The organism is Pseudomonas sp. SJZ131, from assembly GCF_007828705.1.
In the GTDB taxonomy this organism is placed as follows: domain Bacteria; phylum Pseudomonadota; class Gammaproteobacteria; order Pseudomonadales; family Pseudomonadaceae; genus Aquipseudomonas; species Aquipseudomonas prosekii.
Genome location: NZ_VIVC01000003.1, coordinates 291592 through 316844, shown reverse-complemented (window position 1 = coordinate 316844; position 25253 = coordinate 291592). Strand labels below are relative to the sequence as shown.

Below are 25253 nucleotides of genomic sequence, written 5' to 3'. Positions count from 1 at the left end.
AGTTCTGTCGATGACCAATCCTGCCCTGATTGAAGAGCTGAAGACCCTGGTTGAGCCTGGCAAGGTCCTGACCGATGCCGACTCCCTGAATGCTTACGGTAAGGATTGGACCAAGCATTTCGCCCCGGCCCCGACGGCCATCGTGTTTCCCAAGACCACCGAACAAGTCCAGGCCATCGTCCGTTGGGCCAACACGCACAAAGTGGCGCTGGTGCCGTCTGGCGGTCGCACCGGGCTTTCCGCCGCTGCCGTGGCGGCGAATGGCGAAGTGGTGGTGTCGTTCGATTACATGAACCAGATCCTCGAAGTGAACCTGACTGACCGCACGGCCGTTTGCCAGCCAGGCGTGGTCACCGAGCATCTGCAGAACGTCGCTGAAGAAAAAGGCTTGTACTACCCGGTGGACTTCGCCTCCGCAGGTTCGAGCCAGATTGGCGGCAACATCGGCACCAATGCCGGCGGGATCAAGGTGATTCGCTACGGTATGACCCGCAACTGGGTCGCCGGCATGAAAGTCGTCACCGGCAAGGGCGATGTGCTGGAACTCAACCGCGACCTGATCAAGAACGCCACCGGTTACGACTTGCGTCAGTTGTTTATCGGCGCTGAAGGCACCCTGGGTTTTGTCGTCGAAGCGACCATGCGCCTCGACCGCGCGCCGAAGAACCTCACCGCGATGGTCCTCGGCACCGCCGATTTCGACTCGATCATGCCGGTGCTGCACGCCTTCCAAAGCAAGCTCGACCTGACCGCATTCGAATTCTTCTCCGACAAGGCCCTGGCCAAAGTCATGGCGCGCGGTGACGTGCCGGCGCCGTTCGAGTCCGATTGCCCGTTCTACGCATTGCTGGAATTTGAAGCGACCACCGAAGAAGTGGCCAACCACGCGTTGGAAACCTTCGAGCATTGCGTGGAGCAGGGCTGGGTGCTCGACGGCGTGATGAGCCAGAGCGAAAGCCAGTTGCAGAACCTGTGGAAGCTGCGCGAGTACATCTCCGAAACCATCTCGCACTGGACGCCATACAAAAACGACATTTCGGTCACCGTGTCGAAAGTCCCGGCGTTCCTCAAGGAAATCGACGCGATCGTCGGCGAACATTATCCGGACTTCGAAATCGTCTGGTTTGGCCACATCGGCGACGGCAACCTGCACCTGAACATCCTCAAACCGGAAAACCTCAGCAAGGACGAGTTCTTTGCCAAGTGCGCGACCGTCAACAAGTGGGTGTTCGAGACCGTCGAGAAGTACAACGGCTCGATTTCCGCCGAACACGGTGTGGGCATGACCAAACGTGATTACTTGACCTACAGCCGCTCGCCGGTCGAGATCGAGTACATGAAAGCCGTGAAAGCGGTGTTCGACCCGAACGGCATCATGAACCCGGGCAAGATTTTCGCGGTTTGATTTTCGAACTTAAGCGCTACGCAACAGGAGTCGGGAAATGAGCTATCAGCACCAGTATGTCGACGGCACGCGGATTCACTTCCCGTTGGGGAAAGTGGTGTGCATTGGCCGTAACTACGCCGAACACGCCAAGGAACTGGACAACCCGGTGCCTACCGAGCCGCTGCTGTTTATCAAGCCAGGCAGTTGTGTGGTGCCGCTGGAAGGCGGTTTTGCGATTCCGACCGAGCGTGGCTCGGTGCACTACGAAGCGGAAATTGCGGTGTTGATCGGCAAACCGCTGTCGACCAAACCGAGCCGCGAAGAAGTCCTCGACGCGATCTCCGGCATCGCCCCGGCGCTCGACCTGACCTTGCGCGACAAGCAGGCCGAGCTGAAATCCAAGGGTTTGCCGTGGGAAATCGCCAAGTCGTTTGATGGCGCCGCTGTGATCGCGCCGTTCGTGGCCGCCAGCACTTTCGCCGACCTCACCGACATCGGCATTCGCCTGACCATCAATGGCGACGTGCGCCAGGACGGCAACAGCAAGGACATGCTCAACCCGATCGTGCCGATGATTCAGTACATGGCCGGCTGCTTCTCGCTACAGGCCGGTGACGTGATCCTGACCGGCACACCGGTCGGCGTCGGCCCGCTGAACGTCGGCGACGAACTGGTGCTGGAATTGCCTGGCGCAAGCAGCTTCAACAGCAGCGTCCGCTGAACCCTGCTGAACCCTGTAGGAGCGAGCCTGCTCGCGATGAGGCCCTGTCATTCGACATCTCTGTTGACTGACACGGCCTCATCGCGAGCAAGCTCGCTCCCACATTGGTTTAGTGGAGGCCGGAAAGGGTGTTTTGCCATTTGCCGTTTTTTTCACATCCCATCCGGATAATTCTTCGGTCACTGGCCGCTGAGCCAGCCCTGATTGTGCTATTACCCTTAGCCTGAATTTCTGGAACGCATTCCCGATGGCCACCCGACCGCTTCCAAGTGCACAAACTTCCCGCCGTCCACGCTTTTTCATGCGCTGGTATTACTGGTTGTTACTGGTGATCGTTGCGGGTTACGGCTTGGCGTTTGCGATGCATTGGGACGACCGTGGCCTGCTGTGGGTGCTCGAGCGTTTCGAGAGCCCGACCGAGCGCAAGGAAAGCATCTGGCTGCCGGATTACCAGGCAGTGATCGATGGCAAAGCGCTGCCGGGCATGGAAAAGGACGAGGCGTCCGACCTCGCTTACAACCCGCAAACCAAAACCCTGTTTGCCGTCATGGGCAAAAATCCGTTCCTGGTTGAGCTCAATCTGCAGGGCGACGTGCTGCGCAAAATGCCGCTGGTGGGCTGGAGCAACCCGGAAGGCCTGACCGTCATGGCCAATGGTTTGATCGCCATCACCGATGAGCGCGAACACATGTTGTCGATCGTCAAAGTCGATGCCGATACTCGCGAACTGCAACGCGACAACTTCCCCAAATACGACCTCGGCACCTCTGAGGATCAGAACAAAGCGTTCGAGGCGGTCGCCTGGGATTCGCGCAATCAACAACTGTTGCTCGGCGAAGAACGCCCGCCCGCGTTATTCACCTGGAAAAGCGACGGCAGCCAGACGCTCAGCGGCGACAAGCAGAAACTCGCCAGCAACGAACTGGACATCCGTAACCTCTCGGCGCTGGCCATCGACCCGCGCACCGGGCACACGCTGGTGCTGTCGGCCGACTCGCACTTGTTGCTGGAACTGGACGAGACGGGCGAGCAGGTCAGCTTCATGACCCTGCTCGGCGGCTTCAACGGTTTGAAGAAAACCATCCCCCGCGCCGAAGGCGTGACCATGGACGAGGCGGGCACGCTGTACATAGTCAGCGAGCCGAATCTGTTTTATCGCTTCGAAAAACAGAAATAGCCTACAGCGCAAGGGTGGCGCGCGGACGCCGGTTAGGGTAAATCTGCTGCACCGCGGCAATAGGCCATTAAGCTTCAGTTCAGACAGCCGTGGTATTTCATCCCGCCCGCCCTGTTTTTGAGCTGCCCGAATGCGCCGACTTGCCCGCCCCAAACCACTGGTCATGATTTTCCTGGTGATTGCCCTGATCGCGCTGGTCGCGATCGGTCAATACATGCGCCTGTTCGAGCGCGCGTGGTTCAACCTGCAAGTGGCTTGGCACCCTTACGGCGAGCAGTCGATTGGCCTCGACCAGTACCAAGTGGTGATCGAGGCGCAGGTGATCGACGGGCTCGACGACGATGTCTCGGCGCTGACCTATGATCCGGTGCGCAAAAGCCTGTTCACGGTGACCAACAAGAATGCCGAACTGGTCGAGATGTCGCTGGAGGGCAAGATCCTGCGACGCATCTCGCTGATCGGTTTCGGCGATGCGGAAGCGGTGGAATACATCAGCGCCGACACCTACGTGATCTCCGACGAGCGCCAGCAGCGCCTGATCAAGATTCATCTGGAAAAAGACACGACGTTCCTCGACGCCGATGACGCCGAACAGATGACCCTCGGTGTGCACATGAGCAGCAACAAGGGTTTCGAAGGGCTGGCGTACGACTCGGTGGGCAAGCGCCTGTTTGTCGCCAAGGAACGCGACCCGATGCTGATCTACGAAGTGCAGGGCTTCCCGCATTACAACCCGGAAAAATCCTACGCGGTGCACGTGGTCAACAACCCCAAGCGCGATGCCGGGATGTTTGTGCGAGACCTGTCGAGCCTGCAATACGACGAGCGCAGCGGCCACTTGATGGCGCTGTCGGATGAGTCGCGGCTGATTATCGAAATGGACGTGGACGGCCGACCGTTGAGCACGATGTCACTGAACAAGGGGCGTCAGGGGCTGAAGCGGACAGTGCCGCAGGCGGAAGGGATTGCGATGGATGACGACGGCGTGTTGTACCTGGTCAGCGAGCCGAACCTGTTTTACACCTTCAAAAAACCGCCACAACCCTAGCCGTCACCCCCAAAACCTGTAGGAGCAAAGCTTGCTCGCGAACAACGAAAACGCGGTCCGTCAGACACACCGCTGTTCGCGAGCAAGCTTTGCTCCTACAAGAGCGCTATGCGTCAGGCCTTGAGGGTTTTCACGCCTTCAGGGGTGCCCAGCAACAGCAAGTCCGCCGGGCGCGCCGCGAACAGGCCGTTGGTGACGACGCCGACAATCGCATTGATCTGCTTTTCCAGTTCGACCGGATTGGTGATTTGCATGTTGAACACATCGAGAATGATGTTGCCGTTGTCGGTCAGCACGCCTTCGCGATAAACCGGGTCGCCGCCTAGTTTCACCAACTCGCGAGCGACGTGGCTGCGGGCCATCGGGATCACTTCGACTGGCAGCGGGAACTCGCCGAGCACCGACACCAGTTTGCTGCCGTCAGCGATGCAGATGAAGGTCTTGGCCACTGCCGCGACAATCTTCTCGCGGGTCAGGGCTGCGCCGCCGCCCTTGATCAGGTTCAGGTGCGCGTCGCTTTCATCGGCGCCGTCGACGTAAAACTCGAGGTCGCTGACGGTATTGAGTTCATACACCGGAATGCCGTGGCCCTTGAGGCGCGCGGCGGTGGCTTCGGAACTGGCGACGGCGCCGTCGAAAGCGCCCTTGTGCTTGGCCAGTGCGTCGATGAAGCAGTTGGCGGTGGAGCCGGTGCCGACCCCGACGATGCTTTTGTCGTCGAGTTTCGGGAGGATGAAGTCGACGGCGGCCTGAGCCACTGCCTGTTTGAGTTGATCCTGGGTCATGCGGGCTCCGAAGCGGGCAAGGGGAGAACGGAAAGGCCGGCATTATAGGCTGATGGGTTGCGCGTGTCCCTGTGGCGAGGGGGTTTACCTGTGGCGAGGGGGTTTACCCCCGTTCGGCGGCGTAGCCGTCGTAAAACCTGCTGGCCAGATTGTGTTTGAACGAATGCAGGGGAGCGCTTCGCGCTCCGACGGGGGTAAACCCCCTCGCCACAGGTAAACCCTCTCGCCACAGGTAAAACCACCGGTTTAGTGTGGTCGCTCGGGCGGAAGCCGGGTTAGACTCCTTGGCCCTGCCAACCCGCTCAGTGATGCTTTCCGATGCTCGAACAGTACGTCAAGAAGATCCTCACCTCGCGCGTTTATGACGTTGCCGTAGAAACCCCGTTGCAGACTGCTCGCCAGCTCTCCGAGCGGCTGGGCAACAGCATTTGGCTCAAGCGTGAAGACTTGCAGCCGGTCTACTCGTTCAAGATTCGCGGCGCGTACAACAAACTGACGCAGCTGAGCGATGAAGAGCGCGCGCGTGGCGTGGTCACCGCATCGGCGGGTAATCACGCGCAAGGCCTGGCCCTGGCGGCCAAGGTGTTGGGCGTGAAAGCGACCATCGTCATGCCCAAGACCACCCCGGAAATCAAAGTCGAAGGCGTGCGTTCGCGTGGCGGCAAGGTGGTGCTGCACGGTGATTCGTTCCCCGAAGCCCTGGCCTACTCGCTGAAACTGGTCGACGAAAAAGGCTACGTCTACATCCATCCTTATGATGATCCGCACACCATTGCCGGGCAGGGCACGGTGGCCATGGAAATTCTGCGCCAGCACCCGGCGCCGCTGGACGCGATTTTCGTCCCGGTCGGCGGCGGCGGGCTGATCGCCGGCATCGCCGCTTACGTGAAATACCTGCGCCCGGAGATCAAGATCATCGGCGTCGAGCCGGACGACTCCAATTGCCTGCAAGCGGCAATGGCCGCTGGCGAGCGTGTGGTGCTGCCGACTGTGGGCATCTTTGCCGACGGCGTGGCGGTGGCGCAGATCGGCCATCACACCTTTGAAATCTGCAAAGACTATGTCGATGAAGTGATCACCGTCAGCACCGATGAAATCTGCGCAGCGATCAAGGACATCTACGACGATACCCGCTCGATCACCGAACCTGCCGGCGCTCTCGGCGTGGCGGGGATCAAGAAGTACGTCGAGCAGCGCGGCGTCAGCGGGCAGACCTTCGTCGCCATCGACTCCGGGGCCAACGTCAACTTCGACCGCTTGCGCCACGTCGCCGAGCGCGCCGAACTGGGCGAGGGCCGCGAAGCCATCATCGCCGTGACCATCCCCGAGAAACCGGGCAGCTTCAAGGCCTTCTGCGAAGCCGTCGGCAAACGCCAGATCACCGAATTCAACTACCGCTACAACACCGGCAGCGAAGCGCACATCTTCGTTGGCGTGCAGACCCACCCGGACACTGACCCGCGCACTGCGTTGATCGCCAGCCTCACCGAGCAGGGTTTCCCGGTGCTCGACCTCACCGACAACGAACTGGCTAAGTTGCACATCCGCCACATGGTCGGCGGCCGCGCGGCGCAGGTGGTCGATGAAGTGGTGCTGCGCTTCGAGTTCCCGGAACGCCCGGGCGCGCTGTTCAACTTCCTCAACAAACTCGGCGGGCGCTGGAACATCTCGATGTTCCACTATCGCAACCATGGCGCGGCGGACGGCCGAGTGGTCGCCGGCCTGCAAGTGCCGCACGACGAACGCCATCTGGTGCCCGCAGCGCTGGAAGAAATCGGCTACCCGTACTGGGATGAAAGCGACAACCCGGCCTATCAGCTGTTTCTGGGCTGAGCGGCTACGCTGATGGGCAAGCCCTGAGGAAATCGAACCATGGAAACGTTAACCGCCCTGAAAGTTGCGCATGTTGTGGCAACGGTGTTGCTGCTGGTCAGCGCGCTGGGGCTGGCGATCTGGGTATGGCGCACGCGGCGCAACGGTGATCCGACCGCGCCCGCGCGCACCTTGCAACGGCCGCGAGTGTTTGTCTGGCTGCTGATGGGCCTGGCGTTGCTGAGCATGCCGTTTACCGGTTGGTGGATGGTGCATCTGGTGGGCTGGCCGCTGGGGCAGACGTGGATTCTGGCGTCGAGCGTGCTCTACACCGTCGCGGCGCTGGCGTGGTTCTGGCTGCTGGTGCGGTTGAACAAACTGCGCAAGGCGCCGGGTGGCGTAGGGAAATTTACCTTCGCGTTGGCGTTGTTCAGTTTTGTCTGCTTGATCGCAATCGCCGGATTGATGGGCGCGAAACCGGTTTGACACGAATCAATATGTAGCAGCTGCCGAGGTACGAGGCTGCGTTGCGTGTCCGCAGGACCGCCCTCGGGGGCCGCTGCGCAGCCCGACGCAGCCTCGTGCCTCGGCAGCTGCTACAAAGGGTTTCAGCCGCGCAGTGACATCACCGGCCAACCGCGCTTCTCGGCTTCGGCGCGCAGGTTTGGATCTGGGTCTACGGCCACCGGATGCGTCACCTGCTCCAGCAACGGCAGATCATTCATCGAATCGCTGTAGAAATAACTGTCTTGCAGCGAATGCCCGGTCTCTTCCAGCCAACGGCTCAAGCGCGTGACCTTGCCTTCGCGAAAGCAAGGGATGTCGGTGCTGCGGCCGGTGTAGCGGCCATCGATCATTTCGCACTCGGTGGCGATCAAAGTTTCGACGCCCAGACGCTGGGCGATTGGCCCGGTAACGAAGCGGTTGGTCGCGGTGATGATCACCAATTTGTCGCCGGCCTCGCGGTGTTTGGCGAGCAGCGCCATGGCTTTGGGCAACACGATCGGTTCGATGCAATCGCGCATGTAGTCGAGGTGCCATTGATCCAGCGTGGCCATCTCGGTGCGGCCGAGAATCTCCAGGCAGAAGTTCAGGTACTCGGCGTTATCCAGCTTGCCCGCCAGGTAATCCTGGTAAAACTCGTCGTTGCGCGCCTTGTAGGTCACGGCGTCGAGAAAGCCGCGTTCGCACAGGTAATCGCCCCAGGCGTGATCGCTGTCACCGCCCAAAAGCGTGTTGTCCAAGTCGAATAAAGCCAGGCGCATTGCAGTTACTCGCTGAAAAGTCTGTAGAAAGGCGCCCAGAATACGGACTTTTCACACAAGTGCACATAAGGTCGGTCGGCGCGTTGCTGCCTTCACAACCTTTGTGGAACAATGCGGCGACATGCGTTTGCGAGGTTGTTGCCGTGATCGACCCCGATGGTTTCCGCCCCAATGTCGGGATTATTCTCACGAATGATGCCGGCCAGGTGCTATGGGCTCGCCGTATCAATCAAGATGCCTGGCAGTTTCCACAGGGTGGTATCAACCCTCAGGAGACGCCGGAAGACGCCTTGTATCGCGAGTTGAACGAAGAAGTCGGCCTGGAGCGCGAAGATGTTGAAATTCTCGCCTGCACCCGGGGCTGGTTGCGCTATCGTTTGCCGCAACGTCTGGTCCGTACCCACAGCCAACCGCTGTGCATCGGCCAGAAACAGAAATGGTTTCTCCTGCGCCTGATCTCCAACGAGCAGCGGGTGCGGATGGATTTGACCGGTAAACCGGAATTCGATGGCTGGCGCTGGGTCAGTTATTGGTATCCGTTGGGTCAGGTGGTGACATTCAAGCGCGAGGTGTATCGACGCGCTCTCAAAGAGCTTGCCCCGCGCCTTTTAACGCGCGACTGACGACGGAGTTCGACCCCGAGCCATGCTCAATACGCTGCGCAAGATCGTCCAGGAAGTTAACTCCGCCAAGGATCTCAAGGCGGCGTTGGGGATTATTGTGTTGCGCGTCAAAGAGGCCATGGGCAGCCAGGTCTGCTCGGTCTATCTGCTTGACCCGGAGACCAACCGCTTCGTGCTGATGGCCACCGAGGGCTTGAACAAGCGCTCGATCGGCAAAGTCAGCATGGCGCCCAACGAAGGTCTGGTCGGCCTGGTCGGGACGCGTGAAGAACCCCTGAACCTCGAAAACGCTGCGGATCACCCGCGCTACCGTTACTTCGCCGAAACCGGTGAAGAGCGCTACGCCTCATTCCTCGGTGCACCGATCATTCACCACCGCCGCGTCGTCGGCGTGTTGGTCATTCAGCAAAAAGAACGCCGCCAGTTCGACGAAGGTGAAGAAGCCTTCCTCGTGACCATGAGCGCGCAGCTCGCCGGGGTTATCGCCCACGCCGAAGCCACCGGTTCGATCCGCGGCCTCGGGCGTCAGGGCAAAGGCATCCAGGAAGCCAAGTTCGTCGGCGTGCCGGGCTCGCCGGGCGCTGCTGTCGGTACTGCCGTGGTCATGCTGCCGCCGGCCGATCTGGACGTGGTGCCGGACAAGAACATCACTGACATCGACGCCGAACTGGCGTTGTTCAAGACTGCCATCGAAGGCGTGCGCGCCGACATGCGCGCGTTGTCGGCGAAACTCGCCACGCAGCTGCGCCCGGAAGAACGCGCGCTGTTCGACGTCTACCTGATGATGCTCGACGATGCCGCGCTCGGCAGCGAAGTCACTACCGTGATCAAGACTGGCCAGTGGGCCCAGGGCGCGTTGCGTCAGGTAGTCACCGATCACGTCAACCGTTTCGAATTGATGGACGACGCTTACCTGCGTGAGCGCGCCTCCGACGTCAAAGACCTTGGCCGACGCCTGCTGGCCTATCTGCAGGAAGAGCGTCAGCAAAATCTGGTCTACCCGGAAAAAACCATTCTGGTCAGCGAAGAGCTGACGCCGGCCATGCTCGGCGAGGTGCCGGAAGGCACGCTGGTCGGTCTGGTGTCGGTACTCGGTTCGGGCAACTCGCACGTCGCGATCCTCGCCCGCGCCATGGGCATTCCGACGGTCATGGGCTTGGTCGACCTGCCATACGCCAAGGTCGATGGCATCGACCTGATCGTCGACGGCACCAAGGGTGAGGTCTACACCAACCCCAGCGAAGTGCTGCGCAAGCAGTTCGCCGAGGTGGTCGAAGAAGAGAAACAACTGGCGCTGGGCCTCGATACCCTGCGCGACCTGCCATGCGTGACCCTCGATGGCCACCGCATGCCGCTGTGGGTCAACACCGGCCTGCTGGCGGACGTGGCGCGGGCGCAGAAGCGTGGCGCCGAAGGTGTCGGTCTGTACCGCACCGAAGTGCCGTTCATGATCAACCAGCGCTTCCCGAGTGAAAAAGAGCAACTGGCGATCTATCGCGAGCAGCTCTCGGCGTTTCACCCGCAACCGGTGACCATGCGCAGCCTGGACATCGGCGGTGACAAGTCGCTGTCGTACTTCCCGATCAAGGAAGACAACCCGTTCCTCGGCTGGCGCGGGATTCGCGTGACCCTCGACCACCCGGAAATCTTCCTGGTGCAGACCCGCGCCATGCTCAAGGCCAGTGAAGGCCTGAACAACCTGCGGATTCTGCTGCCGATGATCTCCGGCATTCATGAATTGGAAGAAGCGCTGCACCTGATCCACCGCGCCTGGGGCGAAGTCCGCGACGAAGGCACCGACGTGCCGATGCCGCCGATTGGCGTGATGATCGAGATTCCGGCGGCGGTGTACCAGACCAAGGAACTGGCGCGGATGGTCGACTTCCTGTCGGTCGGCTCCAATGACTTGACCCAGTATTTGCTGGCCGTGGACCGCAACAACCCACGGGTCGCCGACCTCTACGACTACCTGCACCCGGCAGTGCTGCAAGCCTTGCAGAACGTGGTGCGCGACGCGCATGCCGAGGGCAAACCGGTGAGCATCTGCGGCGAAATGGCCGGTGACCCGGCGGCGGCAGTGCTGTTGATGGCGATGGGTTTCGACAGCTTGTCGATGAACGCCACCAACTTGCCGAAAGTGAAATGGATGCTGCGCCAGATCAACCTGAGTAAAGCCAAGGAGCTGCTGGCGGAGTTGATAACCATCGACAACCCGCAAGTTATCCACAGCTCGCTGCAATTGGCGCTGAAGAATCTCGGGTTGGCGCGGTTGGGCAATCCGGCTCCGGCCAAAACCCTCTAAACCTGCGGCGCCTCTGACATCGCCCCCTCACCCCAGCCCTCTCCCCATGGGGGAGAGGGGGAAAGGGAGCCGATCTCCGTGCTGTTCAAATCCTGAGTTCGACTCGATTTCCTCGGTCGCAAAGTATCAAAAAAACAACTCGGTCAGTCCCCTCTACCCCCTGGGGAGAGGGTTAGGGTGAGGGGTGGTTCTAACTGACTCCACAAAAGCTAAACCCTGATCTCCACCTCCCCCAATCGCCCGCCATACGGCCCGAAACTCCGCTCAACCATCAACCGCGTGCCATCCGCCTGCACGATCAGCGCCGTACTCGCGCGCGTCCCATAAGTCGGGCTCGCAATAAACACGCTCGACAACAACGTCTCGGTCGCCAAGCCAACCCCGGTGTCCGGCAATTCGATAAACGGCGCAGTCTGCGCATCGCTCAAAATCGCCAGCAACGCCTCGGGCTGCGGATCGTCCAGCCGTTCGCTCAGCGCCGCTTTGGCCTTCAACACCTTCGGCCACGGCGTATCCAGCCCCGCGTTCGATAACCCATAAACCCCCGGCGCGAGCATCACCGCTTCGCTGTTGCGCGCGTTGAAGTGCCACAGTTCGTTGGCATTGCCGACCAGCAGATTAAACCCGGCATATTCCTGCGAACGCCCGACCACATCGCTTAAATAGTCATCAATCGACATCTCGCCGGTCAGAAATCCCGCGACCAGTTCACCGCGCGACTTCAACGACGCCGGTTGCCCCGGATCACGGATATTGGTCAGCGCCGCAAAGCGCCCGTTGGAGCCAATCCCCAGCCAGGTGCCGCCGGCCTCGAGGTCGCGGCCGGCATGCACGCCGGGCGCGTGTGGCCATTGCGCCAGGGGTTGGGTGGGCCGCGCATAGAACTCGTCGCGGTTGGCCGCGACGATCAGCGGTTGGGGATGATCTGGCCGCCAGGCAAAGACAATCAGGCACATAAGGTGGTCCTTGTGTGTTTTTTGCCCACTCTACGCAGACATTGCGCGCGCATCCATCGCCATCCAGTAGAGCTTGAGGCCATGCATCCGTTACCATGCCGCTCCTATTTCGGGATGCGCGAGAAGACAGCAATGGAATTTCTGCTCTACTTGGCGCTGGGCGCCTGTGCAGGCGTGTTGGCTGGATTGTTCGGGGTTGGTGGAGGGATCATCATCGTCCCCGTGCTGGTGTTCAGTTTCACGCTGCAAGGTTTTGACGCGTCGATCCTGACGCATTTGGCGGTCGGTACGTCGCTGGCGACGATTATTTTTACCTCGGTGAATGCGGTTCGCGAGCATCACCGACGCGGCGCGGTGCGCTGGCCGATTTTTGCCTGGATGACCGTCGGCATTCTCATCGGCGCCGGGTTCGGCGCGTTGACTGCCGAGGCGATTTCCGGCCCGCACTTGCAAAAGATTATCGGCGTTTTTGCGTTGATCATCGCCGTGCAGTTGGCATTGGACTTCAAACCCAAGGCCAGCCGAACCGTGCCGGGCAAAGTCGGTCTGACCATCGCCGGCAGTTTCATTGGCTGGGCCTCGGCGATTTTCGGCATTGGCGGCGGCTCGCTGACCGTGCCGTTCCTGACCTGGCGCAGCGTGCCGATGCAGCAAGCGGTGGCGACTTCATCGGCCTGCGGGCTGCCGATCGCGTTGGCAAGTGCATTAAGTTTCATGATTCTGGGCTGGCACGATCCGTTGCTGCCGGCTCATAGTCTCGGTTTTATCTATCTGCCGGCGCTGTTGGGGATCGCCCTGACCAGCATGGTCTTCGCCCGCTTCGGCGCGCGACTGGCGCACAATTTGTCGCCGCGCCTGCTGAAAAGATTGTTCGCCGCATTGTTGTTCTGCGTGGGCGTGAATTTCCTGCTCTGACGCACGGCACAATCCTGGCTTAATCCTGGGGTGACAGCGTCCCCTGAGAATTTTGCTTCAAGTCTTTCGGTTTCAACTCTAACGAGGAGTCGCAATGCTGCCTTACCCGCAGATCGACCCGGTGGCCCTGGCCATCGGTCCGCTGAAAATCCACTGGTACGGTCTGATGTACCTGATCGGCATCGGCGGCGCCTGGCTGCTGGCGTCGCGTCGGCTGAACCGTTTCGACCCGACCTGGACCAAGGAGAAACTCTCCGACATGGTTTTCTGGATGTCGATGGGCGTAATCGTCGGCGGGCGTCTGGGCTACGTGTTGTTCTACGACCTGAGCGCCTATCTGGCCAACCCGACCCTGATTTTCGAAGTGTGGAAGGGCGGCATGTCGTTCCACGGCGGCTTCATCGGCGTGATGCTGGCGGCATTGTGGTTCGGTAAGAAGAACGGCAAGTCGTTCTTCCAGTTGATGGACTTCGTCGCGCCGATGGTGCCGATTGGTCTGGGTGCCGGGCGCATCGGCAACTTCATCAACGCCGAATTGTGGGGCAAGCCGACCGACGTTGCCTGGGCGATGGTCTTCCCGACCGACCCGGCACAACTGGCGCGTCACCCATCGCAGCTGTACCAATTTGCGCTGGAAGGCGTGGCATTGTTCGCGATCCTCTGGATCTTCTCGCGCAAGCCACGGCCGACCATGGCGGTGTCCGGGATGTTCGCGCTGTTCTACGGCATCTTCCGCTTCATCGTCGAATTCGTCCGCGTACCGGATGCGCAACTGGGCTACCTGGCGTGGGGCTGGCTGACCATGGGTCAGGTGCTGTGCGTGCCGATGGTGCTCGCCGGTCTGTTCCTGATCTGGCTGGCGTATCATCGCGCCCCGGCGGCACCGGCAGCGGCCGTATAAATTCGAATCCCGGGGGCGACGGCTCCCGGGTTCAAGGACACAGGTAACTCATGAAGCAATATCTCGATCTGGTGGCGCACGTCATCAAGAACGGCACCAAACAAGCCAACCGCACCGGCGTCAACACCATCAGCTTCCCTGGCGCGATGTTGCGCTATGACCTGAAAGAAGGTTTCCCGGCGATCACCACGCGCAAAATGGCCTTCAAATCGGCGATTGGCGAGATGTGCGGTTTCCTCCGTGGCGTCAACAACGCCGCTGAATTCCGCGCCTTGGGCTGCAAGGTCTGGGACCAGAACGCCAACGAAAACGCGCAGTGGCTGGCCAACCCGTTCCGTCAGGGCGAAGACGACCTCGGCGAAATCTACGGCGTGCAGTGGCGCAAATGGCCAGCGTACAAGCAGATCCCCGTGAGCAATAAAGCCGCGATCGAGCAGACGCTGAGCCAGGGTTATCGGCAGATTGCCGAGGGCGAAGAAGACGGTCAGGCCTACGTCGTGCTGTACAAGGCCATCGACCAGATCCGCCAGTGCGTCGACACGATCATCAAGGATCCGGGCAGCCGCCGCATTCTGTTCCACGGCTGGAACGTCGCGCAGCTGGATGAAATGGCCTTGCCGCCGTGCCACTTGCTGTACCAGTTCCACCCGAACGTCGAGACCAAAGAGATTTCGCTGACGCTGTACATCCGCTCGAATGATCTGGGCCTGGGCACGCCGTTCAACCTCACCGAAGGCGCCGCGCTGCTGAGCCTGATCGGGCGCCTGACCGGCTACACGCCGCGCTGGTTCACCTATTTCATCGGTGATGCGCACGTCTACGAAAACCATCTGGACATGCTCAATGAGCAGCTGACCCGCGAGCCGTTCCCGATGCCGAAACTGGTGATCAGTGAGCGCGTGCCGGCGTTTGCCGAAACCGGCGTGTACCAACCGGAATGGCTGGAATTGATCGAACCGAGCGACTTCTCGCTCGAAGGCTATCAACACCATGCGCCAATGACCGCGCCGATGGCGGTCTAAAGAACGATCAAAGACCCCGTGGGAGCGAGCTTGCTCGCGATAGCGCCCTGACAGTCAGCATGGATGTTGAATGTGATGGCCTCATCGGGAGCAAGCTCACTCCCACATTTGTTCCAGGGTGTTCTTAATGCCCGTGGCTTCTGCCCACGTGCGAATGCTCAACCTCCGTCGCAACAACCCCGCCACTGACTTCCAGCCGCTGCAAAATCCCGCATTGATCGGCTCCCGGCCCTTCGCCGCAGCGTTGGCGCAGGTCGAGCAGTTGTGCCTGTAACGCCAGCAACCCGTCGATCCGCGCTTTAACGTGATGAATGTGTTCATCGATCAGCGCGTTGACGTTTTCGCACTGGTCCTGCGGGCTGTCGCGCAACGCCAGCAGGCTGCGGATTTCTTCAAGAGTCATGTCGAGCGTGCGGCAATTGCGGATAAACGTCAGGCGTTCGGCGTGGGCCTGGGTGTAGACGCGGTAATTGCCGTCGCTGCGGGCCGGCTCTGGCAGCAGGTTTTCCCGCTCGTAATAACGGATGGTTTCCACCGCGCAGTCGGTGAGTTTTGCCAGTTCGCCGATCTTCATCGCGACAATCTCCAAAAGGTTGCTTGACCCTATAGTGGCTACAGGGTCTTTACTTGGCAACAGGCACCTTTCCGGACGCGACCAATGAGCGATTCCCTGCACACGCACAAACCCAATGCTGGCGACGATTGCTGCAGCAAACCGCAGCCCGTGGCCAAGCACGACCACGGCAGTCACGGCCATGAACATGAACATGCACATGCACATGAGCATGGCCATAACGATGAACATGACCACGGCGCCCAAGCCGATTCCTGCTGTTCATCGAAAGTCGCCGCGCCATCACTTGTGCAATTGACCGAAGCACCGACAGCGGGCGCACGCCTGAGCAGTTTTCGCATCGACGCGATGGACTGCCCGACCGAGCAGACGCTGATCCAGAACAAACTGGGCAAGCTGTCGGGCGTGCAGCAACTGGAATTCAACCTGATCAACCGCGTGCTGGGCGTCACTCACGACTTGCCGAGCAACGCGCCGATCATCGATGCAATCAAGTCGCTGGGCATGGTTGCCGAGCCGCTGGAGCAGGGCGTCGACGCGCCGGCAGCGGTTGTCGAGAAAAAACATTGGTGGCCGCTGGCGCTGTCCGGCGTCGCTGCGCTGGGCGCCGAAGTCATCCATTTCACCAACGCCGCGCCGAACTGGGTGGTGGCAATCATCGCGCTGGTGTCGATCCTCAGCGGCGGCCTCGGCACCTATAAAAAGGGCTGGATTGCCCTGAAAAACCTCAACTTGAACATCAACGCGCTGATGAGCATCGCGGTGACTGGCGCGATCCTGATCGGCCAGTGGCCGGAAGCGGCGATGGTAATGTTCCTGTTCACGGTCGCCGAGCTGATCGAGGCGAAATCCCTCGACCGTGCGCGCAATGCCATCGGCGGCCTGATGCAGATGACCCCCGAGCAAGCCACGGTGCAGCAGGCCGACGGCAGCTGGCTCGAGCAAGATGTCAAAGCCATCGAACTCGGCGCGCGCGTGCGCGTGAAGCCCGGTGAGCGCATTGGCCTCGACGGTGAAGTGGTTTCCGGGACTTCGACCATCGATCAGGCGCCGATCACCGGCGAAAGCCTGCCGATCGAGAAAACCATCGGCGACAAAGTCTTCGCCGGCACCATCAACCAGGCAGGTTCGCTGGAATACCGCGTGACGGCGGCGGCGAATAATTCCACGCTGGCGCGGATCATCCACGCGGTCGAACAAGCGCAAGGTGCGCGCGCGCCGACTCAGCGCTTCGTCGATCAGTTCTCGAAAATCTACACCCCGGCAGTGTTTGTGCTGGCGTTGGCGGTGGCAGTGGTTCCGCCGCTGTTCATGGCTGCCGCGTGGTTCGACTGGATCTACCGCGCGCTGGTCTTGCTGGTAGTGGCTTGCCCGTGTGCGCTGGTGATTTCGACGCCGGTGACCATCGTCAGCGGCCTTGCGGCGGCGGCGCGCAAAGGCATTCTGGTCAAGGGCGGCGTGTACCTGGAGGGCGGTTACAAACTCGATTACCTGGCGTTGGACAAGACCGGCACGATCACCCACGGCAAACCAGTGCAGACCGACTATTTGTCCCTCGACCCGACTGCCGACCAAACCGCCCCGGCCATTGCGGCGGCGCTGGCCGGTCGCTCGGATCACCCGGTGTCGCTGGCCATCGCCAACGCAGCTGTGGACAAACAGTTCGCGCCGCAGGTTGTGGATAACTTCGAAGCCTTGGCCGGGCGCGGTGTGCGCGGCGAAATCAACGGTCAGGTCTACCACTTGGGCAACCACCGACTGGTTGAGGAGCTGAATCTCTGCTCGCCGGAGCTGGAAGAAAAGCTTTTTGCGCTGGAAAAACAGGGCAAGTCCGTGGTGTTGCTGTTGGATAAATCCGGGCCGCTGGCGCTGTTCGCCGTCGCCGACACCGTCAAGGAAAGCAGCCGCGAAGCGATTCAACAGCTGCATGACCTGGGCATCAAAACCCTGATGCTCACCGGCGACAACGCCCACACCGCGCAGGCGATTGCCGCACAAGTCGGCATCGATGAGGCCAAAGGCGATTTGCTGCCGACCGACAAACTGCAAGCCATCGAAGCGCTTTATGCACAGGGCCATAACGTCGGCATGGTCGGCGACGGCATCAACGATGCGCCGGCGCTGGCCCGCGCCGAGATCGGTTTTGCGATGGCCGCTGCCGGCACCGATACCGCGATTGAAACCGCCGATGTCGCCCTGATGGACGACGATCTGCGCAAGATCCCGGCGTTCATTCGCCTGTCGCGGCAGACGTCGAGCATCCTCAAACAGAACATCGCCCTTGCCTTGGTCATCAAAGTGATCTTTCTTGGGGTAACCTTCGCCGGGATCGCCACCATGTGGATGGCGGTGTTTGCCGACATGGGCGTGAGCCTGTTGGTGGTGTTCAACGGTTTGCGCCTGTTGCGCAAATAGCATGAGGAACGGCTGTGCTGAGTGCCGAGCTGAAGGCGTTTTACATGGTGGCCCGCCTGGGCAGCATTACCCTGGCAGCGAAGAAGCTCGGCTTGAGCCAACCGACGGTGACCACGCAGATTCGCAATCTGGAAAGTCAGTATTCGGTTGAGCTGTTCTACCGTGGCGGCCGTCGTCTGAGCGTCAGCGACGAGGGCGCGCGGTTGTTGCCGATGGTCAAGACGCTGTTGCAGCAGGAAGCCGATATCGAGTTTTTCCTGCGCAACAGTGGTCAGCTCCAAGGCACGTTGCGCATCGCCGCGACGGCGCCGTATTACATTCTGGATCTGGTGAAAACCTTCCGCGAGCGCTTGCCGCACGTCGAAGTGTCGGTGGAAATCGGCAATTCGCAGCAGGTGCTGGAAGCGCTGGAGGATTACCGCGTCGATGTCGCTGCGTCATCGCAATTGCTCGACGACGCGCGGCTGATCCGCCGGGTGCTCGGCAGCGATCCGCTGGTGCTGGCGGTGCATCGTCATCATCCGTTGGCGGTGCTCGACCATGTGCCGTTGAGTGCGCTGGCCGGGCATACCTTGCTGATGCGCGAGTCGGGTTCGACCACGCGGCGCATGACCGAGGAATTGCTCGCCGGCGCCGGTGTAGGTTTCGGGCCGTTGCTGGAGATCGGCAGTCGCGAGTCGATTCGCGAAGCGGTGCTGCGCAATATCGGCATCAGCATCATTGCTCGGCAGGAAGTGCCGCACGATCCGCAATTGCGCGTGCTGACCATCGAGAATGCGCCGCAGATTCCCGAGTATTTGTATTGCCTCAAGGAACGCAAAGGTGCGCGGCTGCCGGCGGCGTTCCTCGGGTTGGCGCAGGAAATGGCCCCTGCCTGAGATTTGCGGTGACTGTGCGGGCCTCTTCGCGGGCAAGCCTCGCTCCTACAGGGGAATGCGATCGAATTGTAGGAGCGAGGCTTGCCCGCGAAGGCGTCAGTTCAGGCACCGCATGCCTTCAACCCAAATCCCCGAATACCACTATCAGTCGTTTTTGCCTCGCTGCCACATGACGGACGCATTACAAACCTAGGATGGGCTTCATCTGCTTGATGAGGTCTGTCCATGAACCACTCGAACGCAACTGCCCTGACCCACCCCGGCGCGCCGATGAAAGTGCGTGGCGTGCAGAAACGCTTCGGTGCGTTTACCGCGCTGGACAATGTTTCGCTCGACGTCGCCGCCGGTGAACTGGTGTGCCTGCTCGGCCCCTCGGGTTGCGGCAAAACCACTTTGCTGCGCTGCATCGCCGGCCTGGAGAAACAGGACAGCGGCGAGCTCTACCTCGGTGATCGCGACGTTTCCCACCTCGCCCCGCAGGCTCGGGACTACGGCATTCTGTTTCAGTCCTACGCGCTGTTCCCCAATCTGACCGTCGAAGCGAACATTGCCTACGGCCTCGCCGGCAGTGGTCGCGACGAAGTGCGCAAGCGCGTCGGGCAGATGCTCGAACTGGTCGGCCTGCTCGGCAGCGAGAAAAAGTACCCCGGCCAATTGTCCGGCGGCCAACAACAGCGTGTCGCGCTGGCCCGCGCTCTGGCCCCGGCGCCTTCGTTATTGCTGCTCGACGAACCGATGTCAGCCCTCGACGCCCGTGTTCGCGAGCACTTGTGCACCGAGCTGCGCCAATTGCAGCGCAACCTCGGCGTGACCACATTGATGGTCACGCACAATCAGGACGAAGCGATGCTGATGGCCGATCGCATCGCCGTGATGAACAACGGCAAAGTCGAGCAATACGCCACGCCGCAGGAAATCTACGATCGCCCGGCGACGCCGTTTGTTGCCGAGTTTGTCGGTCAGGGCAACTGGCTGCCGTTCCAGCGCCGCAGCGACAGCCATGCGCAGGTCGGCGGAATGAACATGCGCCTGGCCGAGGGCAGTGCGAAAACCGCGTCCGGTCGGCTGTTCTGTCGCCCGGAAGCGATCAACGTCAACCCGCCCGTGCACGAAGAAAACCTGTTCCCGGCCAAGGTTCGCGAGATCACTTTCCTCGGCAATCGCTGCCGCATGAGTTTTGAACTCGATCAATTGCCGGGCCATGCCTTGCTCGCCGAACTGGCGCCGGAAGCCATGCCACGGCTCGGCGCGCAGCAGATCATGGTCGCTTTGCCACCGCGCAGCCTGCAGGTGTTCGCCTGATGAGCGCGAACCTCGCGCTGCCGATTGCGCACAAGCAGGTTCGGCAGACCTCCCGCGCCGAGCTTGGTGATCGGCTGTTCGTGGTCGGCGGCAAAGTGCTGCTGTTGGTGCTGCTCGGCGTCGCGGTGTTGATGCCGTTGCTGGCGATCTTCTGGCGCGGCTTCAGCGCCGAAGCCGGGCAGGGCGGTGGGCTGGTCGCCGCGCGAGAACTGCTGATCAGCGCCAATTTTCACTGGTTGCTCGGCAATAGCCTGAAAGTTTCCCTCAGCGTCGCGGCGATTGTCGTACCGCTGACCTACCTGTTTGCCTACGCGTTGCAGCGCACATTGATTCCCGGCAAAGGCATTTTTCGCGGCATCTCGCTGCTGCCATTGATGGCGCCGTCGATGCTGCCGGGGATTGCCCTGGTTTATCTGTTCGGCAACCAAGGCATGTTGCGCGGACTGCTTTCGGAGAATATCTACGGCTTCTGGGGCATTGTCCTCGGCGAGGTGATCTACACCTTCCCACACGCCTTGATGATTCTGCTGTCAGCGCTTTCGCTGGCGGACGCGCGATTGTTCGATGCGGCGTCGAGCATGGGCGCCAGCCCGGCGAAAGCCTTTCGCAGCATCACCTGGCCGGCGACGCGTCAAGCCGTGTTCGCCGCGTTTTGTCTGGTGTTCACCCTGACCATCACCGACTTCGGCGTGCCAGTGGTGGTCGGTGGCGACTATCAAGTGCTGGCGCTGGAAGCCTACAAAGCCGTGGTCGGCCAGCAACAATTTGGTCGCGGCGCGTTGATCGGCATGGTGTTGCTGCTGCCGGCGCTGCTGAGTTTTGGCGTCGATGCCTGGCTGCGGCGGCGCCAGGGCGATGCCATGAGCGGTCGCGCGCAAGTGTTTCAATCGGCGCCGTCGAAGCTGCGCGATAGCTGTTATCTGGCGATTGTGTTGCTGATTTGCGCGGTATTGCTGCTGGTGTTCGGCATGGCGGTGTTCTCGTCGCTGGTGAAATTCTGGCCGTACAACCTGTCGCTGTCGCTCAACCATTACCAGTTCAACGACACGGCGGGCGGCGGCTGGCTGGCCTACGGCAACAGCGTGAAAATGGCCTTGGGCACCGCGTTGATCGGCAGCGTGCTGATCTTCACCGGCGCTTACCTGATGGAAAAAACCAAGGGCCAGCGCGGCCTCAACCTGACGCTGCGCATGCTCAGTTTTATCCCGATGGCGGTGCCGGGCCTGGTGCTGGGTTTGGGTTACGTCTTCTTTTTCAATCTCAGCGGCAACCCGTTGCACGTGCTCTACGGGACCATGACGCTGCTGGTGGTGTGCACCATTGCGCATTATTTGACCACCGCGCAAATGACCGCGACCACCGCGCTGCGCCAACTCGACGCCGAGTTCGAAGCCGCCGCGCTGTCGCTGAAAGCGCCGCTGTATCGGCATTACCTGCGCGTCACCGTGCCGATTTGCCTGCCGGCGCTGCTGGACATCGTGCGCTATTTGTTCGTATCGGCGATGACCACGGTGTCGGCGGCGATCTTCCTCTACAGCCCCGACACCATCCTCGCGGCGGTGGCGGTGCTGAACATGGACGACGCCGGCAATGTCGGCGGCGCGGCGGCGATGTCGACCCTGATTCTGTTCACCTCGGCGGGCGTATCGCTGCTGCTGGCCTGGGCCTCGCGCGGTTTGCTGCGCCGCTCCCAGGCCTGGCGGCAAACCGCGCCCGGCCACTGACTCACACCCTCAACTCAAAAACAGGAAAAGATCATGTTCAAGCCCCTGGCCCTGGCCGCTGCTGTCCTCACCGCTTTCAGCCTGAACGCCTTCGCGGCGAAAACCGAGTTGACGGTGTACACCGCCCTCGAAGCCGAACAATTGAAGACCTATAAAGACGCGTTCGAGAAAGCCAACCCGGACGTTGAAATCAAATGGGTGCGCGATTCGACCGGGATCATCACCGCCAAATTGCTCGCCGAAAAGGCCCGTCCACAAGCCGATGCAGTGTGGGGACTGGCGGCGTCGAGCCTGGCCATTCTTGATCAGCAAGGCATGCTGCAAAGCTATGCGCCGAAGGACCTCGACAAGATCGGCAGCAACTACCGCGATGCCGCCAACCCGCCAGCCTGGGTCGGCATGGACGTCTGGGCCGCGACCATTTGCTTCAACACCGTCGAAGCCGAAAAGCAGGGCTTGAGCAAGCCGCTGAGCTGGCAGGACCTGACCAAACCCGAATACAAAGGCAAGATCGTCATGCCTAATCCGGCCTCGTCCGGCACCGGTTTCCTCGACGTCAGCGCGTGGCTGCAAACCTTCGGCGAGAAGCAGGGCTGGGCCTATATGGACGGCTTGCACCAGAACATCGGCCAGTACGTTCACTCCGGTTCCAAGCCTTGCAAACTGGCGGCTTCGGGTGAGTTTCCGATTGGTATTTCGTTCGAATACCCGGCGGTTCAGCTGAAGCGTCAAGGCGCGCCGCTGGACATCATCCTGCCGAAGGAAGGCCTCGGTTGGGAGATCGAAGCGACCGCGCTGATAAAGGGTTCGCAACACGAAGAAGCGGCGAAGAAACTCGCGGACTTCTCGGCAAGCCCGGCGGCGATGGAGTTGTACAAAGAGAACTTTGCGGTGCTCGCGCAACCGGGGATCGCCAAACCGCAAACCGAGTTGCCGGCCGATTATGAGCAGCGTTTGATCAAGAATGACTTTGCCTGGGCCTCGAAGAATCGCGATGAAATCCTCGCCGAATGGCGCAAGCGTTATGACGGCAAGTCCGAGAAAGTCGTCGCCAAGTAAGATCTTTATTGGCTGGAAGGGCCTCTTCGCGGGCGAGCCTCGCTCCTACACGGGGACGCGATTCCCTGTAGGAGCGAGGCTCGCCCGCGAAGGCAGCTTCAAATTCAGGACATCTCTCAATGACACACCACCAAGACATGCTCATCGTCGGCGCCGGGATTCTCGGTTTGTCCCACGCCTACGCTGCCGCCAAACGCGGGCTGAAAGTCGCCGTTTTCGAACGCAGTGAAACCCCGCTCGGCGCCTCGGTGCGCAACTTCGGCCAGGCGCTGGTCACCGGCCAGCCACCCGGGCCGATGCTTGAACTGGCCAAGGCCAGCCGCGACATCTGGGGGCATTGGGCCAACGTCGCCGGGCTGCAACTCAAGCGCAACGGCTCATACCTGTTCGCCCGCAGCGAAGCTGAAGAGCATTTGCTGGAAGCCTTCTGCGCCGGCCGCGCCGTTGAACACCACTACAACGTCGAACTGTTGCGTGGTGCCGCGTTACGCGATCTGTACGGCGGCCAGTTCGGCCATCATCGCGCGGCGCTGCACGGGCTGGACGATCAACAGCTGTATTCGCGCGAAGCGATTCCGGCGCTGATCAACTATCTGCACCGCGAACTCGGCGTCGAGTTTCACTTCTCGACGCTGGTGCGCGACATCGAGCCCGGCCGCTTGCACAGCACCGCCGGCAGTTTCAGCGCCGAGCAGATCATCGTCTGCTCCGGCCACGATTATCAGACCTTGCTCGCCGAGCCGATTGCCGCGCTCGACCCACAAATCTGTCGTCTGCAAATGCTGCGCGCGCGGCCGCAGCTCAATCTCAATCTGCAACACGCGTTGCTCACCGGGTTGAGTTGCGTCCATTACGGCGCCTTCGCCGACTTGCCGGAGGCCGCTGCCGTGCAAGCGCAAATCCTCCGCGAGACGCCGCACCTGCATGAAAACGGCATTCATCTGCTGATCAGCCCGACGCCTTACGGCGAACTGATCATCGGCGATTCCCACCATTACGGCCGCGATCCGTCGCCATTCAACGCCGAGCAAGTCGACGACTGGATGATCGAACTGGCCGAACAAACCCTGGACTGCCGGATTCAGGTGATCGAGCGCTGGCAGGGCGTCTACGGCGCAAGAGGGCCGGGACCGTTCTCGTTCCTGCGCCCGCAACCCGGTGTCAGCGTGGCGCTGATGCATTCCGGGGTCGGCATGAGCGTCGGGCCGGCGCTGGCTGAGCGCAATGTCGCGATGTTGCTGGGAGAGGTTTGATGACACGCCACGAGCAAGTAATCGCCGAGGTTTTCGCACTGTACGAACGCTTAGGCGACAGCGATTACATCGGCGAACCGGTGTCGCAAATCGAGCACATGTCGCAAGCCGCCGAACGGGCGATGGCCGAAGGTTTCGACGATGAAGTGGTGCTCGCGGCGTTTTTCCATGACATCGGCCACATCTGCGCCGAGCACGCGCCAAACATGGGCGGCTTCGGCGTGGTCAGCCATGAACGGCTGGGCGCCGATTACCTGCGCCGCGCCGGTTTCAGCGAACGCCTGGCGCGGCTGGTGGAATATCACGTGCAAGCCAAGCGCTACCTGACGCTGAAACAGCCGGGCTATTTCCAGCGCTTGAGCGAAGCCAGCCGTCGCACGCTGGCCTATCAGGGCGGCGTGATGACGCTGGCCGAGGCCGAGGATTTCGAGCGCGATCCGTTATGCGCGATCAGCCTGCGCATGCGCCAGTGGGATGAGCAAGCCAAGCAAATGCACGTGCCGGTGATCGACCTTGCGGCGTTGAAGGACAAGGCGTTGCGGCTGTTGTCTGGCGTGACCTGCTGAACCGTCGCACAGGACATTCGGAAACGCCGGATGGATTGCGCTGCCGTTGCGCTGCAAGCTGGGTTTTTCCAAGAGGACGCACGGATGCGTTATTTGCAAGTGGTGGCGCAGGATCGAAGCGCGCAGGGCGTCGGGGATTTTCTGCTCTTCCGGTTTTATCAGGATGACCGGCTGTTGCGCGAGGCAACGGCGGCGGAGCTTCGGCGCCTCAAGGTGCTGGGTAAAACCTATTTGAAATGCGCGTGGTTCAACGTTGGGGAAGGCGAGGAGCGACACCTGCGGATTTTCTCGCAGAACCCTTCAGGCGATGGCACAGCGGAAACGGTGCGGCTGCATTTTCATGACGGCGCGCAGATTGCCTATAAGGCTGCGGCGCATGATCAGGATAACGACGGCAGGCTGGAAGTGATTTTGAGTTCGGATGTCGACAATGACGGGCACTCGAACCGCACCGATCGGAGTCGAGTGATGGCGTTGGTGAAACAGTATTTGCAGATCAATTGGTAACACAACCCCTGTAGCAGCTGCCGAGCCTGCGAGGCTGCGTTCGAGGACGAAGTCCTCGCCA

General features: G+C 61.0%; 23 protein-coding genes. 19 read left to right on the top strand and 4 right to left on the bottom strand.

Annotation, left to right across the window (positions count from 1 at the left end; translation table 11 throughout):
• Nucleotides 1–10: 10 nt before the first annotated feature.
• The 4 genes from FBY12_RS15635 to FBY12_RS15615 all read left to right on the top strand — a co-directional run bounded on the left by FBY12_RS15635 (nt 11) and on the right by FBY12_RS15615 (nt 4333).
• Complete coding sequence (locus FBY12_RS15635; protein ID WP_145253766.1) at nt 11–1405, top strand: FAD-binding oxidoreductase; 1395 nt, start codon at nt 11–13, stop codon at nt 1403–1405.
• Between the two features lie 37 nt (nt 1406–1442).
• Nucleotides 1443–2108, top strand: coding sequence for a fumarylacetoacetate hydrolase family protein (locus FBY12_RS15630; protein WP_101208159.1), 666 nt, complete (start codon nt 1443–1445; stop codon nt 2106–2108).
• 247 nt (nt 2109–2355) lie between these two features.
• Nucleotides 2356–3285, top strand: coding sequence for an SdiA-regulated domain-containing protein (locus FBY12_RS15620; protein ID WP_145253763.1), 930 nt, complete (start codon nt 2356–2358; stop codon nt 3283–3285).
• 130 nt (nt 3286–3415) lie between these two features.
• The gene (locus FBY12_RS15615) at nt 3416–4333 is read left to right on the top strand and encodes an SdiA-regulated domain-containing protein (protein ID WP_145253760.1); all 918 of its coding nucleotides are present in this window, start codon (nt 3416–3418) and stop codon (nt 4331–4333) included.
• 113 nt (nt 4334–4446) lie between these two features.
• On the opposite strand, the gene rpiA is transcribed toward FBY12_RS15615, so the two are convergent.
• Nucleotides 4447–5118, bottom strand: a complete 672-nt coding sequence (gene rpiA, locus FBY12_RS15610; protein ID WP_092276620.1) for a ribose-5-phosphate isomerase RpiA — start codon at nt 5116–5118, stop codon at nt 4447–4449.
• A 318-nt stretch (nt 5119–5436) separates the two neighbouring features.
• Here rpiA and ilvA point away from each other — a divergent pair, with 318 nt between their 5' ends.
• A complete protein-coding gene (gene ilvA / locus FBY12_RS15600; protein ID WP_145253757.1) occupies nt 5437–6951 on the top strand; it encodes a threonine ammonia-lyase, biosynthetic in 1515 nt (504 codons plus the stop codon).
• Between the two features lie 39 nt (nt 6952–6990).
• A complete protein-coding gene (locus FBY12_RS15595; RefSeq protein ID WP_145253754.1) occupies nt 6991–7416 on the top strand; it encodes a DUF2269 domain-containing protein in 426 nt (141 codons plus the stop codon).
• A gap of 122 nt (nt 7417–7538) precedes the next feature.
• Here FBY12_RS15595 and FBY12_RS15590 read toward each other — a convergent pair whose 3' ends face one another.
• Nucleotides 7539–8195, bottom strand: coding sequence for an HAD family phosphatase (locus FBY12_RS15590; RefSeq protein ID WP_145253751.1), 657 nt, complete (start codon nt 8193–8195; stop codon nt 7539–7541).
• 143 nt (nt 8196–8338) lie between these two features.
• Between FBY12_RS15590 and FBY12_RS15585 the strand changes: the two genes are divergently transcribed.
• Nucleotides 8339–8818, top strand: coding sequence for an RNA pyrophosphohydrolase (locus tag FBY12_RS15585; RefSeq protein WP_007945562.1), 480 nt, complete (start codon nt 8339–8341; stop codon nt 8816–8818).
• A gap of 22 nt (nt 8819–8840) precedes the next feature.
• Complete coding sequence (gene ptsP, locus FBY12_RS15580) at nt 8841–11120, top strand: phosphoenolpyruvate--protein phosphotransferase (RefSeq protein ID WP_145253748.1); 2280 nt, start codon at nt 8841–8843, stop codon at nt 11118–11120.
• 209 nt (nt 11121–11329) lie between these two features.
• On the opposite strand, the gene FBY12_RS15575 is transcribed toward ptsP, so the two are convergent.
• Nucleotides 11330–12076: an NRDE family protein gene (locus FBY12_RS15575; RefSeq protein WP_145253745.1), complete on the bottom strand. Its 747-nt coding sequence runs from the start codon at nt 12074–12076 to the stop codon at nt 11330–11332.
• Between the two features lie 132 nt (nt 12077–12208).
• Between FBY12_RS15575 and FBY12_RS15570 the strand changes: the two genes are divergently transcribed.
• The 3 genes from FBY12_RS15570 to FBY12_RS15560 all read left to right on the top strand — a co-directional run bounded on the left by FBY12_RS15570 (nt 12209) and on the right by FBY12_RS15560 (nt 14914).
• Nucleotides 12209–12991, top strand: coding sequence for a sulfite exporter TauE/SafE family protein (locus FBY12_RS15570; RefSeq protein ID WP_092276637.1), 783 nt, complete (start codon nt 12209–12211; stop codon nt 12989–12991).
• Nucleotides 12992–13085: 94 nt separating this feature from the next.
• The gene (lgt, locus tag FBY12_RS15565) at nt 13086–13892 is read left to right on the top strand and encodes a prolipoprotein diacylglyceryl transferase (protein ID WP_092276640.1); all 807 of its coding nucleotides are present in this window, start codon (nt 13086–13088) and stop codon (nt 13890–13892) included.
• A 50-nt stretch (nt 13893–13942) separates the two neighbouring features.
• Nucleotides 13943–14914 carry a thymidylate synthase gene (locus FBY12_RS15560; protein WP_121733222.1) on the top strand — a complete coding sequence of 324 codons (972 nt, stop codon included), beginning with the start codon at nt 13943–13945 and terminating at the stop codon, nt 14912–14914.
• 124 nt (nt 14915–15038) lie between these two features.
• On the opposite strand, the gene cadR is transcribed toward FBY12_RS15560, so the two are convergent.
• Nucleotides 15039–15488 carry a Cd(II)/Pb(II)-responsive transcriptional regulator gene (gene cadR / locus FBY12_RS15550; protein WP_121733221.1) on the bottom strand — a complete coding sequence of 150 codons (450 nt, stop codon included), beginning with the start codon at nt 15486–15488 and terminating at the stop codon, nt 15039–15041.
• An 84-nt stretch (nt 15489–15572) separates the two neighbouring features.
• Between cadR and FBY12_RS15545 the strand changes: the two genes are divergently transcribed.
• The 8 genes from FBY12_RS15545 to FBY12_RS15510 all read left to right on the top strand — a co-directional run bounded on the left by FBY12_RS15545 (nt 15573) and on the right by FBY12_RS15510 (nt 25192).
• Nucleotides 15573–17903 (top strand): heavy metal translocating P-type ATPase, encoded by a 2331-nt coding sequence (locus FBY12_RS15545; protein WP_145253742.1) that lies wholly within the window; start codon nt 15573–15575, stop codon nt 17901–17903.
• Between the two features lie 14 nt (nt 17904–17917).
• Nucleotides 17918–18781 carry a LysR family transcriptional regulator gene (locus tag FBY12_RS15540; RefSeq protein WP_145253739.1) on the top strand — a complete coding sequence of 288 codons (864 nt, stop codon included), beginning with the start codon at nt 17918–17920 and terminating at the stop codon, nt 18779–18781.
• A gap of 225 nt (nt 18782–19006) precedes the next feature.
• Complete coding sequence (locus FBY12_RS15535; RefSeq protein ID WP_145253736.1) at nt 19007–20083, top strand: putative 2-aminoethylphosphonate ABC transporter ATP-binding protein; 1077 nt, start codon at nt 19007–19009, stop codon at nt 20081–20083.
• Nucleotides 20083–21807: a putative 2-aminoethylphosphonate ABC transporter permease subunit gene (locus FBY12_RS15530; protein WP_145253733.1), complete on the top strand. Its 1725-nt coding sequence runs from the start codon at nt 20083–20085 to the stop codon at nt 21805–21807. The genes FBY12_RS15535 and FBY12_RS15530 overlap by 1 nt, the downstream gene beginning before the upstream one ends.
• A 33-nt stretch (nt 21808–21840) precedes the next feature.
• Entirely contained in the window at nt 21841–22866 is a 1026-nt protein-coding gene (locus FBY12_RS15525; protein WP_092276662.1) for a putative 2-aminoethylphosphonate ABC transporter substrate-binding protein, read from the top strand.
• Nucleotides 22867–22985: 119 nt separating this feature from the next.
• On the top strand, nt 22986–24119 hold the full coding sequence (locus FBY12_RS15520) for a TIGR03364 family FAD-dependent oxidoreductase (RefSeq protein ID WP_145253730.1): 1134 nt from the start codon (nt 22986–22988) through the stop codon (nt 24117–24119).
• The gene (locus FBY12_RS15515) at nt 24119–24685 is read left to right on the top strand and encodes a phosphonate degradation HD-domain oxygenase (protein WP_145253727.1); all 567 of its coding nucleotides are present in this window, start codon (nt 24119–24121) and stop codon (nt 24683–24685) included. The genes FBY12_RS15520 and FBY12_RS15515 overlap by 1 nt, the downstream gene beginning before the upstream one ends.
• A gap of 84 nt (nt 24686–24769) precedes the next feature.
• Nucleotides 24770–25192, top strand: a complete 423-nt coding sequence (locus FBY12_RS15510) for a hypothetical protein (protein ID WP_145253724.1) — start codon at nt 24770–24772, stop codon at nt 25190–25192.
• Nucleotides 25193–25253: the final 61 nt, after the last annotated feature.

Excerpts from the sequence above, each read along its gene's own strand:
- FBY12_RS15635 (WP_145253766.1), top strand. The coding sequence starts at position 11 with ATGACCAATCCTGCCCTGATTGAAGAGCTGAAGACCCTGGTTGAGCCT.
- FBY12_RS15630 (WP_101208159.1), top strand. The coding sequence starts at position 1,443 with ATGAGCTATCAGCACCAGTATGTCGACGGCACGCGGATTCACTTCCCG.
- FBY12_RS15620 (WP_145253763.1), top strand. The coding sequence starts at position 2,356 with ATGGCCACCCGACCGCTTCCAAGTGCACAAACTTCCCGCCGTCCACGC.
- FBY12_RS15615 (WP_145253760.1), top strand. The coding sequence starts at position 3,416 with ATGCGCCGACTTGCCCGCCCCAAACCACTGGTCATGATTTTCCTGGTG.
- rpiA (WP_092276620.1), bottom strand. The coding sequence starts at position 5,118 with ATGACCCAGGATCAACTCAAACAGGCAGTGGCTCAGGCCGCCGTCGAC.
- ilvA (WP_145253757.1), top strand. The coding sequence starts at position 5,437 with ATGCTCGAACAGTACGTCAAGAAGATCCTCACCTCGCGCGTTTATGAC.
- FBY12_RS15595 (WP_145253754.1), top strand. The coding sequence starts at position 6,991 with ATGGAAACGTTAACCGCCCTGAAAGTTGCGCATGTTGTGGCAACGGTG.
- FBY12_RS15590 (WP_145253751.1), bottom strand. The coding sequence starts at position 8,195 with ATGCGCCTGGCTTTATTCGACTTGGACAACACGCTTTTGGGCGGTGAC.
- ptsP (WP_145253748.1), top strand. The coding sequence starts at position 8,841 with ATGCTCAATACGCTGCGCAAGATCGTCCAGGAAGTTAACTCCGCCAAG.
- FBY12_RS15575 (WP_145253745.1), bottom strand. The coding sequence starts at position 12,076 with ATGTGCCTGATTGTCTTTGCCTGGCGGCCAGATCATCCCCAACCGCTG.
- FBY12_RS15570 (WP_092276637.1), top strand. The coding sequence starts at position 12,209 with ATGGAATTTCTGCTCTACTTGGCGCTGGGCGCCTGTGCAGGCGTGTTG.
- lgt (WP_092276640.1), top strand. The coding sequence starts at position 13,086 with ATGCTGCCTTACCCGCAGATCGACCCGGTGGCCCTGGCCATCGGTCCG.
- FBY12_RS15560 (WP_121733222.1), top strand. The coding sequence starts at position 13,943 with ATGAAGCAATATCTCGATCTGGTGGCGCACGTCATCAAGAACGGCACC.
- cadR (WP_121733221.1), bottom strand. The coding sequence starts at position 15,488 with ATGAAGATCGGCGAACTGGCAAAACTCACCGACTGCGCGGTGGAAACC.
- FBY12_RS15545 (WP_145253742.1), top strand. The coding sequence starts at position 15,573 with ATGAGCGATTCCCTGCACACGCACAAACCCAATGCTGGCGACGATTGC.
- FBY12_RS15535 (WP_145253736.1), top strand. The coding sequence starts at position 19,007 with ATGAACCACTCGAACGCAACTGCCCTGACCCACCCCGGCGCGCCGATG.
- FBY12_RS15530 (WP_145253733.1), top strand. The coding sequence starts at position 20,083 with ATGAGCGCGAACCTCGCGCTGCCGATTGCGCACAAGCAGGTTCGGCAG.
- FBY12_RS15525 (WP_092276662.1), top strand. The coding sequence starts at position 21,841 with ATGTTCAAGCCCCTGGCCCTGGCCGCTGCTGTCCTCACCGCTTTCAGC.
- FBY12_RS15520 (WP_145253730.1), top strand. The coding sequence starts at position 22,986 with ATGACACACCACCAAGACATGCTCATCGTCGGCGCCGGGATTCTCGGT.
- FBY12_RS15515 (WP_145253727.1), top strand. The coding sequence starts at position 24,119 with ATGACACGCCACGAGCAAGTAATCGCCGAGGTTTTCGCACTGTACGAA.
- FBY12_RS15510 (WP_145253724.1), top strand. The coding sequence starts at position 24,770 with ATGCGTTATTTGCAAGTGGTGGCGCAGGATCGAAGCGCGCAGGGCGTC.